The 13,875-nt window shown below is 49.4% G+C and carries 14 protein-coding genes and 1 riboswitch; of the genes, 5 read left to right on the top strand and 9 right to left on the bottom strand.

The genetic code is table 11. The features are described 5' to 3' along the window. Positions 1-59: 59 nt before the first annotated feature. Positions 60-174, bottom strand: a riboswitch (TPP riboswitch). A 164-nt stretch (positions 175-338) separates the two neighbouring features. Beyond that, positions 339-1,142 carry an archaetidylserine decarboxylase gene (asd, locus tag HII30_RS07790; protein ID WP_169504450.1) on the top strand — a complete coding sequence of 268 codons (804 nt, stop codon included), beginning with the start codon at positions 339-341 and terminating at the stop codon, positions 1,140-1,142. Positions 1,143-1,144: 2 nt separating this feature from the next. Here the strand turns inward: asd and HII30_RS07785 are convergent, their stop codons facing one another. Continuing rightward, positions 1,145-2,029, bottom strand: coding sequence for an SDR family oxidoreductase (locus HII30_RS07785; protein ID WP_246246186.1), 885 nt, complete (start codon positions 2,027-2,029; stop codon positions 1,145-1,147). 287 nt (positions 2,030-2,316) lie between these two features. After that, positions 2,317-3,102, bottom strand: a complete 786-nt coding sequence (locus tag HII30_RS07780; RefSeq protein WP_169504449.1) for a helix-turn-helix domain-containing protein — start codon at positions 3,100-3,102, stop codon at positions 2,317-2,319. Positions 3,103-3,298: 196 nt separating this feature from the next. On the opposite strand from HII30_RS07780, the gene HII30_RS07775 reads away from it, so the two are divergent. Beyond that, positions 3,299-4,597 (top strand): aminotransferase class I/II-fold pyridoxal phosphate-dependent enzyme, encoded by a 1,299-nt coding sequence (locus tag HII30_RS07775; RefSeq protein WP_169504448.1) that lies wholly within the window; start codon positions 3,299-3,301, stop codon positions 4,595-4,597. 162 nt (positions 4,598-4,759) lie between these two features. After that, on the top strand, positions 4,760-4,876 hold the full coding sequence (locus HII30_RS07770; RefSeq protein WP_169504447.1) for a sporulation protein YjcZ: 117 nt from the start codon (positions 4,760-4,762) through the stop codon (positions 4,874-4,876). A gap of 66 nt (positions 4,877-4,942) precedes the next feature. On the opposite strand, the gene HII30_RS07765 is transcribed toward HII30_RS07770, so the two are convergent. From HII30_RS07765 to HII30_RS07745, 5 genes are all read right to left on the bottom strand, one after another. Next, positions 4,943-6,166 (bottom strand): ABC transporter permease, encoded by a 1,224-nt coding sequence (locus tag HII30_RS07765; RefSeq protein ID WP_169504446.1) that lies wholly within the window; start codon positions 6,164-6,166, stop codon positions 4,943-4,945. After that, complete coding sequence (locus tag HII30_RS07760) at positions 6,163-6,915, bottom strand: ABC transporter ATP-binding protein (RefSeq protein ID WP_169504445.1); 753 nt, start codon at positions 6,913-6,915, stop codon at positions 6,163-6,165. Before HII30_RS07760 ends, HII30_RS07765 begins: the two co-directional genes overlap by 4 nt. 18 nt (positions 6,916-6,933) lie before the next feature. Then, complete coding sequence (locus HII30_RS07755) at positions 6,934-8,364, bottom strand: DEAD/DEAH box helicase (RefSeq protein ID WP_169504444.1); 1,431 nt, start codon at positions 8,362-8,364, stop codon at positions 6,934-6,936. A gap of 206 nt (positions 8,365-8,570) precedes the next feature. Next, entirely contained in the window at positions 8,571-9,344 is a 774-nt protein-coding gene (locus HII30_RS07750; RefSeq protein ID WP_169504443.1) for an SDR family NAD(P)-dependent oxidoreductase, read from the bottom strand. 78 nt (positions 9,345-9,422) lie between these two features. Continuing rightward, positions 9,423-9,881, bottom strand: a complete 459-nt coding sequence (locus HII30_RS07745; protein WP_169504442.1) for a chemotaxis protein CheX — start codon at positions 9,879-9,881, stop codon at positions 9,423-9,425. A 324-nt stretch (positions 9,882-10,205) separates the two neighbouring features. On the opposite strand from HII30_RS07745, the gene HII30_RS07740 reads away from it, so the two are divergent. Then, positions 10,206-11,108, top strand: a complete 903-nt coding sequence (locus HII30_RS07740) for a LysR family transcriptional regulator (protein WP_169504441.1) — start codon at positions 10,206-10,208, stop codon at positions 11,106-11,108. A gap of 54 nt (positions 11,109-11,162) precedes the next feature. Beyond that, positions 11,163-11,975, top strand: coding sequence for a histidinol-phosphatase (locus HII30_RS07735; RefSeq protein WP_169504440.1), 813 nt, complete (start codon positions 11,163-11,165; stop codon positions 11,973-11,975). A 155-nt stretch (positions 11,976-12,130) separates the two neighbouring features. Here the strand turns inward: HII30_RS07735 and HII30_RS07730 are convergent, their stop codons facing one another. Both HII30_RS07730 and HII30_RS07725 read right to left on the bottom strand, forming a co-directional pair. Further along, complete coding sequence (locus HII30_RS07730; RefSeq protein ID WP_343045076.1) at positions 12,131-13,015, bottom strand: metallophosphoesterase; 885 nt, start codon at positions 13,013-13,015, stop codon at positions 12,131-12,133. A 23-nt stretch (positions 13,016-13,038) separates the two neighbouring features. Next, complete coding sequence (locus HII30_RS07725) at positions 13,039-13,728, bottom strand: potassium channel family protein (protein WP_169504438.1); 690 nt, start codon at positions 13,726-13,728, stop codon at positions 13,039-13,041. Positions 13,729-13,875: the final 147 nt, after the last annotated feature.

Below are 13,875 nucleotides of genomic sequence, written 5' to 3'. Positions count from 1 at the left end.
ATTAACGGCAAAAAACCGTCTGGGACATGCGCGCAGACGGAAAAATAGACCCTAGACATACAAGGGGCATGGGATATTCTCTACGCTGGCATTACCCAGTTCAGATTAACGGTCAGCAGCAGGATCTTATCTGCAATCTCAGCCTGATTCACTCAAGCCCCCGTAGTCCATATTCGGTTTTAAGCTGACTTAAAAATACACAGAATCCCATTTATTTGCAAGTCTTTTTTTGAGGCAGGTCTGCTTATTGATTTAACCCCTGTTCTATGTCAATATAGTGCAGAGTACGAATGCGTATGGTGTGCCTGTCAAGGCGAATGATCTCAAAGGAGAATTTCATGGCTAAACATTTATTGAGACTGATGACAGAGCTGTCTTCCCGTAAATGGGTTTCCCGTCTGATGGGAAGTTTTTCCCACAGCAGGGCCAGCCGTTATCTGATCCCGACATTTATTAAAGCTTACCAAATTCCGGCCCATGAGGCTGAAAAAGAAATACACGAGTACCGCTCACTGAACGAGTTTTTCTCACGCCGGCTGAAGATGGGTATGCGCGCCATCGACGAGACGGCAGATGCCATGACCAGCCCGGTAGACGGTGTCATTACAGGAATGGGTGCTGTAACTGCAGGCACAATCCTGAATGTAAAAGGACAGGACTATACGATCGCCGAGCTGCTGGCTCAATCACCGCGCATGGAGAACTACTTGAACGGATATATGTATGTGCTTTATCTGAGTCCCACCGATTATCATCGTATTCACGCACCGGTTACCGGAAAAAAAGCAGAAAGCGAATATCTTCGCGGAAAAGTGTACCCGGTTAACGATTTTGCCATGACGCATATCCGCGGCGTCCTCAGCCGAAACGAACGTCTCATCACCTATATCACACATGAATTCGGTGAAGTGGCTGTCGTTAAAGTGGGCGCCATGAACGTTAGCAGTATCCGGTATGCCGATGAGTCGGTGAACGAATGGCGAAATGGCGATGAACTGGCTTACTTTGAATTCGGTTCCACGGTTGTTCTGCTCACCGAGAATGGAACGTATACCCCCCGCGGGGATTTGAAGATCGGTGACCAGGTCAAAATGGGCGAACTGTTAGGTCTGCTGCACCCTTATTCGAAAGACAACGAATAGCCTCACCGCTTGCGGTGAATGGCAGACAGCACCAGCCGCCGAAACATCCGGAAGGGCAGCAGCCGCTTGGCTGCCAATGTCCAGCGGGTAGATGCCGGCAGCATATACCGGAATTTTGGTGCCGGATGTTCTGCAATATAACCAATCAGTTCCGCGACCTCCCGGGGATCCCGGCTGCTGTCTGCGGTCTGGCTGGAAAAACCAAGGACGCTTCTCATCATATCCTGATATGGTGATTTTTCGTCTGGCCCTGAATCACGGAAACCTTTCTCCCAGATCGGCGTAGCGTATGCACCCGGCTCTACCAGGACCACCCGGATTCCGAACTGCTCCAATTCCATCGCAAGACTTTCCCCCAGGCCCTCCAGTGCAAACTTGGAAGCGGCATACGGCCCATATCCCGGGAAGCCGATTAGACCACTGATACTGCTCATCAGGATGATCGTCCCTCCCTCGCCTTCTCTCATGAGAGGAAGGGCGGCCCGGGTCATGGCAATCGTTCCGAACACATTCACCTCAAACTGCCGCCGCCATGCATCCATCTTTACTTCTTCCACGAATCCCCCAATGGCTTCACCTGCATTATTCACCAATACATCCAGCCGCCCGAATTGATGCTGTATTCCCGCCATCACTTCTTCCATCTGACCCGGTTCACAAACATCCAGCATTACGCCGTGAATCCGCTGATCCACATCACTTTCTTTGGCCCATGCCTTCAAATCGGTAAGCGACTCCGGTCTGCGAACGCCCGCAATGACCTCATATCCCCGGAACGCGAGTTCAACGGCGATCAGCCGGCCAAAGCCGCTGGAAGCCCCAGTCACCAATGCGGTTTTTCCATGAAGGTCTGACATTCTCCCTGGCTGTCTTTTCTTTCTTATCATATGACCACTCCCCCCATACAACTGCATCAAAAAAGCACCTTGAATGTGGCATTCAAGATGCTGTGTTTGGTGTTTAATATTTATTAAAACCACATATCCATTTCCGGTTTTACAAATTTGGACCGACGCAAGCGATTTTTGAAAATGCCACAGCCGCCGCGGCTGCAAATCAGACTGCGCATTCTTCTTCTCTGGCTCATTGCCGGCACCCCCTCTCTGTCATAGCTTAACCTTATGCTGGTATTACCCGCACCGGTATGCCATGAACCAGCAAGTGGGTACTTGCTCTAACGGACTTCCGACGGACTTTTTCCTGTGTACTGCTTAAACTGTCTGCTAAAAAAGAAAATATCCCTGTATCCCAGGGCATCCGCTACCTCTGTGACATTCATTCCCTGGTGCAGCAGCAAATGCTGTGCACGTTCAATCCGCATTTTGATGATATAGGACTGTACCGGAATCCCCACCAACTCTTTGAACTTGATGGAGAAATACCTCGGAGACAAGCCGGCTCTGGCCGCTAAATCCTCCACCTTGTGCGGAATTCCCGGATGCAGGCGCACATAATTCGCAATTTCCTGAATCGCTTCACTCAAATGATGACTTGCTTTTTTCTCAATCGGGATATCCTTATCCTCCCGGAGCAGAAAAATCATCAACTGCTTCAGAATGAGCTTGCCTTCCTCCTCGGCACCATAGGGTCGATCCAGATATAAACGCACATAACGTGCCAGCAGATACTCGAAATCAATGGTGTCGCTCAGCTTGCGGTACCGTCCAGGAATCTCCTCAACCGGATCCGTGACATCGAAATGTATATAGGTCAAAACGAGCGGTTTCTGCGGATTGTGGGTGGCGCTTGTATAATCATCTGGATGAAAAAGAAAACAGCTCCCCTTCTCCACCTCGTAAGCTTCGTCATTCACAATGACAGTTCCTTCTCCGCTCCACACATAAAACAAGTCATAATTTTGCATCGGTTTCTCACGCTTCTGCCATTTCCATCCCGGTTCACAGGCGATTTTGGCTAAAGCGGGCTTGATCACAAAAGAAGACGGCGATGCATTCAGCATCACGTCATTCCCCCTTGTCTATTAATCGGCATTCCTTATCTATCATACTCTTTTTTTGATTATTTTGCATGTTCTTCTACACGTTCACCCGGTCTTGGATATCATTTTACTCATGTGCATTTTGCGTGACGCTTCCGCGGTGAAGTGATATAATGTTAGGCAATGAATTGATCTATCGGAAGGATGATAACCACTCATGAACCCATTGGCTGCACAATTGAACGAAAGCATTTCGGCAGGAAACCGTCACGTATACGACATGCTGTCCAATCTCGGCAAGGAAATCTATTTTCCTAAAGAAGGCATACTGAGCCAGTCTGCCGAAGCCGCTAGCCATGCCAAAACATATAATGCCACGATCGGAATCGCCACAGAAGGCGGCATCCCGATGCACCTGGATGTCATTCAGGATAAGCTGTCCGCCTTTGCACCCAAGGATCTATACAGCTATGCACCTCCACAAGGCAAGCCTGAACTGCGGTCAGCCTGGCGGAGCAAAATGCTCCAAGAGAATCCCTCTCTGGAAGGCAAGAGCTTCAGCAATCCAATCGTCACCAATGCACTGACTCACGGTCTTTCCATTGTCGCCGACCTGTTTGTGGATGAAGGAGACGCCGTCATTTATCCGGATAAAAACTGGGAAAACTACGAGCTGACCTTCGGAATCCGCCGTCATGGCGTTACGGTTAACTTCCCTCTGTTTACAGCAGATATGAAATTTAATGCTGCAGGTCTCCGGGAAGCGCTGCTGTCCCAGAAAGATCAAGGCAAAGCCATTGTACTGCTGAACTTCCCGAACAACCCGACAGGTTATACACCGGGGCTGGAGGAAGGTGAAGAGATTGTTGCCGCTATTTTGGAAGCCGCTGAAGCCGGCATTAATGTGGTTGCCGTAACGGATGATGCTTACTTTGGACTGTTTTTTGAGAACTCGCTCAAAGAATCCCTCTTCGGCCGTCTGGCAGATCTTCACCCCCGGGTGCTTGCTGTCAAAATTGACGGTGCTACCAAAGAGGAATTTGTCTGGGGCTTCCGCGTCGGCTTTATTACGTATGCTTCCAAGCATGCCGACCTCCTCACTGCACTGGAGCAAAAAACGCTCGGTATTATCCGTGCCACCATTTCCAGCGGTGCCCATCCGTCTCAAACCTTTGTACTGGATGCATTGAAAGCACCGGAGTTTGAGAGCCAGAAGCAGGAGAAATTCGAAATTATGAAGGGCAGAGCTAATAAGGTCAAATCTCTGCTCGACAGCGGAAAATACGGCGATGCCTGGGAGTACTATCCGTTTAATTCCGGTTACTTCATGTGCCTGAAGCTGCAGGATGTGACGGCAGAAAGCCTGCGCTCCCATCTTCTGCATGAATATGGAGTAGGGACCATTGCTCTGGGCGAATATGATCTCAGAATCGCGTTCTCCTGCATTGAAGAAGAACATCTGGAAGATCTGTATGATCTCGTATATAAAGGCATTCAGGATTTAAAGCAAGCCTAATACCTGCCAGCCTGATCAATCCCTTAAACAGACCGGTATCTTCCGGTCTGTTTTTTTATTTTCCCGGTAAATAAACGCTCGCCCATACCTCTATAAGCAGGCGATCATACAATACCATGTATCACAACCACAACAAATAAACGAACCGAAAGGGGAATGAACATGAGTGCAGTGGCAGGCGCAGCAAGATGCGGATATGGTTACGGATACGGAAGCGTAGGAGCGATCCTGGTTCTCTATATCCTGCTCGTAATCATCACTCGTGCTTTCTGGATCTAATTTTCTGATGATCAACTCTCATAAAGAGGCCGGCGCCTTCCAGGCGCCAGCCTCTTTTGCATTCCACTACAGATCCTCTTCCGCTTCTTCCTTCTTCACACTGCGGATCGCCGACGCTCGAAACAGCCATACCGTTAACAAACCTGCCGCTAGAGTGCCCAGTACAAATCCGGGATCCGACATGATCGAGAACAGCAGCGGCAGCCAGAGCAGCACGGCCCAGAGCAGCTGCACCTGAAATAACAGCTTGATCTCATTGTGATGACGTGAGCCCTCAGGAAGCGGGTATACCATCAGCCAGAAGGATTCTTTGTGTACCTTCCGCAGAGAAGATAGCTGAAGCCCGGATATCATCAGCGCAGCCAGATAGACAGCAGCCGAAGCGAGACTGTCTCTTGTGACCCAGACCAGAACAGCACCGAGCACCAGAACGCGAAGTAGAATTCCAAAGACATCACTGCGGGACAAGCTTTTGATCAGCAGAAAGCGGTATGCACTCCCTTTGTTCCAAGGAATACCGCTGCCCCAGCGTGACAGCCACTTACGGGCATACACGCGCTGCTCTCCCTGAGGCACATTGACGAACCAGCTCAGCACCATCATGACTCTGGCTGCATGACGTTTCTCAAGAAGAATGAGGCGTTCCCAGGCCACCTTATATCGTGATGGTACAGAACAGGCAGCGATATAGGCAAGTGCAGTCAAACTGGTAAAGATGACACTATGCAGGACAGGATACCAGAACCACGAAGCCGCCGACAGCAGGATGATACACCATCTCAGTACGCGCAGGCCGGCTGCCGCCGGTCTGGAAACGATATGCTGCTCTCTCCAGCTTCCCCAACTCGACAACCGCTTTAATACCGCTAACAAGAGCACGGTAGCCAGCAGCATCTTGGGCTGATCGTCACTGCGTATATACAGCGGCCACAATGTGATCAGAACCAGCATGAGCAGCATGAGTTTATAAACAACCCCGCTGACCCTTCTTTTAGCAAAATACATATCCATCCTAGGTTCCTGCGGCAGCAGAAACACCGTGTCTGCCGGACGCAGGTATGTACGCACACTGCTGTTTACGGCCAGCGGTACCAGAATCGCCAGCATGATCCAGCGGATCGGCAGTCCGGGCGGCACATTCATGACAAGAGACGTGTACCATGCTGAAAACGCAATAAGCAGAAATAAGAAGACGACCGCTACGCCGCTCTGAATAACATAACCTAGATAAGGTAGCACCTGTCCCCAGAATTGTCCCCTTCGTTTGGCAAACAGCTCGCTCAGATTCATTTGCGGCTCCCGCCTTGGGTCAGTGCATAAAAAATATCTTCCAGCGGCTGTCCCGGCGTGTCTGCCTCTTGAGCAATGCTCTCCAGGCTTCCCTGAGCCACGATTCGGCCCTGATGAAGCACGATAAACCGGTCACAGTAATTTTCGATGGTGGACAGGATATGGGAGCTCAGGAGGATAGAGGCGCCGGATTGTTTGATCTCCACCATAAAGTCCAGCAGAGAGCGAATCCCCAGCGGATCCAGACCGAGAAAAGGTTCATCAATAATGTATAAGGACGGTCTTGCCACAAAGGCACACATGATCATGACCTTCTGACGCATCCCCTTGGACAAATGGGAGGACAAGCTGTCCATCTTGTCTTCCATCCGGAACATGCCGGAAAGAGCAGCCGCCCTGCTCTCATAATTCTCCTTCGATATTCCATACGATCTGGCCGTAAACTCGAGATGCTCCCTTACTGTCATTTCTTCATAAAGAATCGGCGATTCCGGAACGAATCCCAGTGCTCCGTGATAGCCCTCTGCATCATCACTGCGGCTTCTGCCCTTCACCGTGACCTCCCCTTTATGAGGGTTCATTAGTCCGAGTATATGCTTCATCGTCGTACTCTTGCCCGCTCCGTTCAGCCCGATCAGACCCACCATCTCTCCCGGCTGTACATGAAAGGAAATATCATGCAGCACCGGCCGGTTCAGGCTGTACCCTCCGCTGAGTTCCTTAACGGACAATACCGGATGTTCGTTCATCATCAGTCCCCCCCGCCTCTAATCGCCTTTGGATTTGTCCTTCAGCCACTTCGGTGCGCCCTTATTCTTGCGGTCGCGATGCCGGTCACTTTGCCGCGGCGCCTGTGGCTGTTCCTTAGCCGCAGGCTTGACGGTCTTCTTCCTGCCGCCTGAAGGCCTGCTGCCTAGGGAATGACCTGTATCACTGTTCCTTGAATCTCTTCCGGAAGACGTTCTTCCCGCCGCTTCGTTGTCTGCCGGACGCTTTCCGGCAATCTGCGCCTTGGAGGCACCGCCTGTTCCCTTGTTCCCTGCGGGAAAACGTTCCGATCTTGGCGTACGCACTTTGCCTCCAAACATGGCCCGTTCTTCAATGGAAATGCCCAGCTCCTTGTTGAACTTCCGCATAATAAAGGTTTGGCGGTCGGTTACAATCGTGATCGCAATACCGCTTCTCCCCATGCGGCCGGTACGTCCCGCGCGGTGCGTGTAATGTTCGGAATCGATTGGAGGATCATAATTAATGATCATCTCCAGGCCTTCAATGTCCAGTCCCCTCGCTGCCACATCACTGGCTACCAGCAGCTGGGTGCGGCCTTCCCGAAAAGCATTCATGACGCGGCTGCGTGTCATTTTGTCAGCATCGCCATACAGTGCCGCAGAATTCAAGCCTATAAAGTTCAGTTTGGCTTCCACTTCTGCCAGATCTTCAGTCTGGTTCACAAACACGATGGCCCGCTGTGGTTTATAATGTCGTACAATCCGGCGCAGCATATCCACCCGGTCCCGCTCTTCTGCAACAAAATAAATATGCTCCAGCGACGCAGGCGTTCGCAGCTCCGGATCAATACCGATCTCGACAGGACGATCCATCTCCCGCTTGACCAGCTCCGCCGTTTGAGGACTGACAGTCGCAGACAAAAACACCAGCTGACGGTCACGCTTGGCACTTTTCAGAATCCGATCCACATCTCCCGCACCGCCCAGATTAAACACCTGGTCCACTTCATCAACGACGATAGTGCTGACTTCGTGCATTTTTAATTTTCGAATCTCGATCAGTTCACGAATCCGTCCAGGAGTTCCAACGATCAGTTGAGGATGCTGCTTCAGCTTCTCCAGCTGACGCTTGACAGCGGCTCCTCCGATTAATCCGAGTACGCCGATCCCGCGGCCCTCCCCATAGCGCTCACTTTCCCGTACAATCTGAACAGCCAGCTCCTGTGTCGGTGCCAGAATCAGTTTCTGAACGTTCTTGCCCGCTGTATCAATTCCCTGCAGCACCGGCAGCAGATATGCAAGCGTTTTTCCCGTGCCTGTCTGTGAAGTAGCCAGCACGTCCTTGCCTTCAAGTATGTGAGGAATACCTTCCGCCTGTACAGGGGAGGGTTCCTGAATTCCGTGCTCTAATAGACGTTCCGCGAAGTCTTCGGCAATCCCGAGACGTTGAAATGTAAGTTCTGAGGTCATATATTTTTCCATCCTTTATCTTTCGAGTCTTGTTCACTCTTGTCTCATTATATGCTAAAAGAGAACATCCCACCAAACGAAATGAAAAACTGATCCTTGCAACATGGTTTTGCATGTCACGCAAACATAAAAACCGTCTGTCTATACCGGACTTGAAGACATCCTCCAGCATATACAAACGGTTATTTAAACTGAACGAAACTGTATTATTTCAGATCCATCCAGCGGTGAAGCAGCCGATCCGCAAGACGGGGAAACAATTGATATATTTTCATACCCGCAGCTGCAGATTTGGGAAGATTAATCTCTTCCTTCTGTTTTACAATCAGCTTCAGGATTTGGGAGACGACATACTCCGGCTTCATCATAAACCAGCCTACATTTTTCACATATCGTCCTGATGGATCAGCCTGTTGAAAAAATGGCGTGTTGATAGGCCCAGGATTCACAGATGAGACCGTAATACCGGTTCCTCTCAGCTCCTGACGGAGCGAATTGGTGAGTCCCAGCACAGCATGCTTGGTTGAGGCATAGGCTGTGGATTTGGCAATCCCCATCTTGCCTGCAATCGAGGCAATGTTGACAATCTGTCCCCTGCTCTGCTTCAGCATGCCGGGGAGCGCCGCCTGTGTGCAGCGGACAATGCCCATGTAATTAACATCCATCATATCCTCAAACTGCTCCTCAGAGGTTTCAAGAAAAGCTTCGAACACGCCGTATCCCGCGTTGTTAACCAGCACATCAATGCGCCCGTGGTTCTCGTATATCGTGTCAAAAGCGGCCTGCACCTGAGCCATATCCTTAATATCCATCTGAATGACATCATACTTTCCAGAGAGTTTCTTTCCAGCCTCTCTCAGCCGCTCTTCCGATCTGCCTGTCAATATGACATGAGCGCCGTTTCTGGAGAGCTGTTCTGCCAAGATCGCGCCGATTCCGCTGGACGCTCCGGTGATGACTACAACTTTATTAGTAAGCACGATGTTCTATTCCTCCCTGCAGCCTGCCGGAAGGCTTGCCTACGCCTTTACGGTACACATGGCTGTGATCCCTTTATTTTAAGAGATCATGACCTGAATATCCAGCTCTCCAATCCCTTCCATCACTAAAGGAATACTTAAAGCCTTTTTCATGGAAAAATCATTGAAGTTCATTGAACGGATGACCTGCGGCGGAGTGATATCCACATTCACGCCTTGATTGGACAGAATCGTGCTGGCATTGCCGCTGATCATATTGCCGAGCTCCGAAATCGCACTTTGGCCCATTTCGTCCATCTCTGTCAACACATAGCCGCCCATCATAGCCGATACCATACGCAGAGCAACCTGCTCATTCAAACCGAAAACGATATCACCGCTCATCTGTCCTGTCATGCCGATCATGATCCAGATATGATCATGAACCAGCGTGATCTCTTTAACCCCGAGATTTCCTGTGGATGGCGAAACTTGAATCACCTGCTCGATGACATGCCTGGCCGATTCCAAAAATGGGTTAATGACTTCCGCTTTCATTACTGATTGCCCCCTGTCTGGGTTCTTAGTCCGGGTTCCAAAGTCCCATTAACGATGTAATGTCATTATAATGGATACCCTTTAATAAATCATCATAAATTAACGACAAAAACTGCACTCTAAAGTACAATAACCGATATCTTAACGGAGTAAACCGTTTTATCAGGGTCTTTAGTAGTAGTTCCAAAAGAACAGTCTCTACTATTATCGGATTTTTTTCGCCGCAGTTAATAGGTTTGCCCCTTTTTTCATAATCACCTATAATTTATGAATACTGTTATCGTATACCGGCGAGCAGGAATAGATCTAGACAGGAGGAAGGCCATGAACATCAGTCAACTGGAAACACTGATCACCATCTCTAAGACGATGAGCTTCCGCAAAGCGGGAGAACTGCTCAATCTTACCCAGCCTGCCGTTTCGGCCCAAATCAAAAGTCTGGAAGAGGAATTCAAAACGGTTCTTGTCGACCGGAGCCAGCCCGTAACGCTGACTGACCGGGGGCAAGTATTTGTGGAACACGCCGAACATATTCTCCGGATTGTCGACGAGATGAAGCAGCGTCTATCGGATCTGGATCAAACCCCTCAAGGGCATATCCGTCTTGGGACGACCACTTCCATAGCCATACAAATTCTGCCCCGCGTACTGTCTTATTTTCAGGATCAGTTTCCAAATATTAAAACTACGATTCAATCCATGGCATCCTCACAAATTTACCACGGTGTTGAAAACAGCCTGATCGACATTGGAATCGGTTATTTGATTGAACGCAATCCCAATGTTAATTCATCCATCCTGTTTTACGACTCTTTTGAACTGGTTGTTTCTCCGCAGCATCCACTGGCCAAACAGAATAAAGCCGGTATGGAAGTACTGGGCCATACGCCGCTGATCATGCTCACCCAGGATACAGTGGGACGAAGATTTGCAGATGAAGTCATGAGAAAACATAATATTGATCCTCAAGTCATTATGCAGCTGTCCAGCAGCGAGGAAATCAAACGAATGGTTGAGATCAATATGGGTGCGGGCATCCTATCCAAACAATCGGTATCGAAGGAGCTGCGCAACGGCAGTCTTCAGATTGTGCCCATCCCGGAGCTTGAGGTCAGTCATCCTGTCGGCGTCATCTACAAAAGCGGCAGATACGTCAGTTCCGCTATGCGTCAATTTTTAAGTGATTTAAAAGGCATGCCTGAAAACCAGTTTATCAGCAGTGAATAATGGTTTAATATACGAGTCTGCCAAGCGCAGAGTTCAGGAAGGACCGTAATCAATATGAAATTCGACTTGCACACGCATCACTTCCGCTGCGGCCATGCAGATGGAAATATTCGTGATTATATAGAAGCAGGAATTGCCGCCGGACTTCAGGTCATTGGCATTTCCGATCATACACCCTATTTCGGCAGCCCCGAGGAACAGCCTTTTCCCTATATCGCCATGGGCAAAAGTGAGATCGCGAATTATGTACACGAAGTTTTACAGCTAAAAAAAGAATATGAAGGCAAAATTGATGTGCTTCTTGGGATTGAGTCCGATTTCTTCCCGCAGCATGCTCAAGTTTACAGAGATACCTTGTCACAATACCCTTTTGATTACATCATCGGATCGGTTCATCAGGTCGGTGGCGTCAGCATCTTCAACAAGAACCGCTGGAAAGGGTTAAGCACTAAAGAGAAGATCGCGCATAAAGAGGAATACTACGCGTTGATCTCTCAATCCGCCAGAAATGGCATGTTTCAAATCCTGGGCCATATCGATGCTATGAAAGGCAACTATCCATCATTCTCGGATATTGCGGCAGAACAAGCCCTGGATGATACACTTCAGGTTATCGCAGAGTGCGGGGTAGCGATTGAGATTAATACGTCCGGTAAAACCAAAATGTGCGGCGGCTGGTACCCATCTCATGCCATTCTGGAACGGGCGCATCATTATGGCGTAGAAGTTACATTTGGCTCGGATGCCCACATTCCGTCCAGGGTCGGTGATGAGCTTGAACAGGTTGCCGTGATGTTGAAAGAGATTGGATATACAGAATGGGTGTATTATAAACAAATGCAGAAGGTTTCCGTGCCTCTTCCTTGAGGAGCGGGAGCTTTTTTTATATGCGGACAAAAAAAGAGGACCCGATTACTCGGGTCCCAAAAGCATTATATATTCTCAAAAGGGGGTCATGTGATAAGCTTACCCTACTGCTGTTAGAGTTACGTAACAGCTATATTTCAATTGTGTGACAAACTTTAGGTATCGTCTCTTTGCAGTGTGATTACGGTTAATTCCGGCCTGCACAACAGCCGCATTGGCAGCCGGGTCGTTCCGATTCCCCTGTTCACATACAGCTTCATATGAGAGTCTCCTACTTCATATAACCCTTGAATATACCTTCTCGCACCGGAAGGCGTAATGACGGCACCCATACCCGGCAGGCGGATTTGTCCGCCATGACTGTGGCCGGAGAGCTGAAGATCCACAGGGAAGGTTGAAACCATCCCCGCATAGTCGGGCTCATGCATGAGCATCAATGTATACATGCCATCAGGTACTCCCTGGAGCGCCTCTTCGGGATCTGGATCACCCAGCAGCCAGTCATCCAGTCCGGCCACCGCCATGCGCTGATTGCTTCGCTCCAGTATGACGTGTGCATTGCGCAGCACCGTAAAACCCGCTTCCCGCTGGCGTGATATGAGATAACGGTCATTCTCGTAATCATGATTCCCGAGAACCGACACCACGCCCAAAGGAGCTTTCAGCTGAGACAAGGCTTTCATAGATGAATCTACCGCCTCTGCCTCCCCGTCCACCATATCACCGGTAAATACAATCAGATCAGCCTTCTCCTTCATAATCAAAGAGACAACATGCTCCGCTTCCTCCGCCCATAAAGGAAAACCTAGATGCAAATCGCTAAAATGCACAATCTTCAATCCATTAAAGGCAGCAGGAAGACGTTTCTGCTTCAATACCAGCCGGATGGTCTCGATTCTGCGCGGTTCCCAGAACGTCCCGTACCCCGCGCTCAGCAGCCCTGCAGCTGCCACAGTCCCCATACTCCGTTTGAGGAACTGACGCCGTGTCATCATCTTCCCGGAGCGGCTGTCGGACCCTGAATGCGGATCGTGATTCACTCCCGGATTTCCCCTCATCTCCTTCACGACTCCTTTGCTTCCTCTTGTTCTTCCTTCTCCGCAGCCTCCTCCTGCTCCTTCTTCACAGCTTCATCCGGATCATCTTCACCTGGCGTGAATATCTGCCGAAGTGTTCCCAGCATGGACAACGCATAACCGACGGTAACAAAACTGAAGACGATCTGAATAATGACGGCCAAACGAGCGGTATTGTCACCCGGAGCCACATCTCCGTAACCGACGGTAACAAAGGTGATGACACTGAAGTAGAAGAAAGAGATAAACTGGCTCAAAGAATCCTCGCCCAAGTTTTCCCCGACAAAGGATTCCCTGCCGAATAACTTGTAAATGGACATGTACACTAAAGTAAAGAACAGGATACATGTCAGCGCAGCAAAGCTGATTCGGATCAATGTCGTTCGGATCGTAATTTCTTTATGTACCGATTCCGCAATTTTCCGAAAAATATACAGTATATAAAATGCTGCGGAAGCTAACGTGAACAGGAGGATGATCACACGCATGCCGCCTTCTCCCGGTACAATTTCCTTAAGATCGATCAAGCCTACCAGATCTTCTAGAGAAATGGCAATATAAATGAGCAGCGGTGCCAGCAATATCGGCTTACTGGACCACCGTTTGTCAATGTTATAAAAAACAACGACAAGCGTAACCAGTCCTACAATATTGATCAACCACATCCACCAAGTCAAATGCCCTCCTCCTTCCCTGTCGGATTATTCATAGATTAATTTCTATTATTACCCTTCTGCGAGGCCATGGACTCTGGGAATTTTTCCGTAAGTTAAGCAAACAGGCACCTGGCCGTTATCCGGTCAAGTGCCTGTTTGCTTGGTTAG

The sequence above is a fragment of the Paenibacillus lemnae genome (assembly GCF_012933385.1).
Taxonomy (GTDB): Bacteria; Bacillota; Bacilli; order Paenibacillales; family Paenibacillaceae; genus Paenibacillus_AQ; species Paenibacillus_AQ lemnae.
This window is presented reverse-complemented; position numbering and strand designations above follow the sequence as displayed.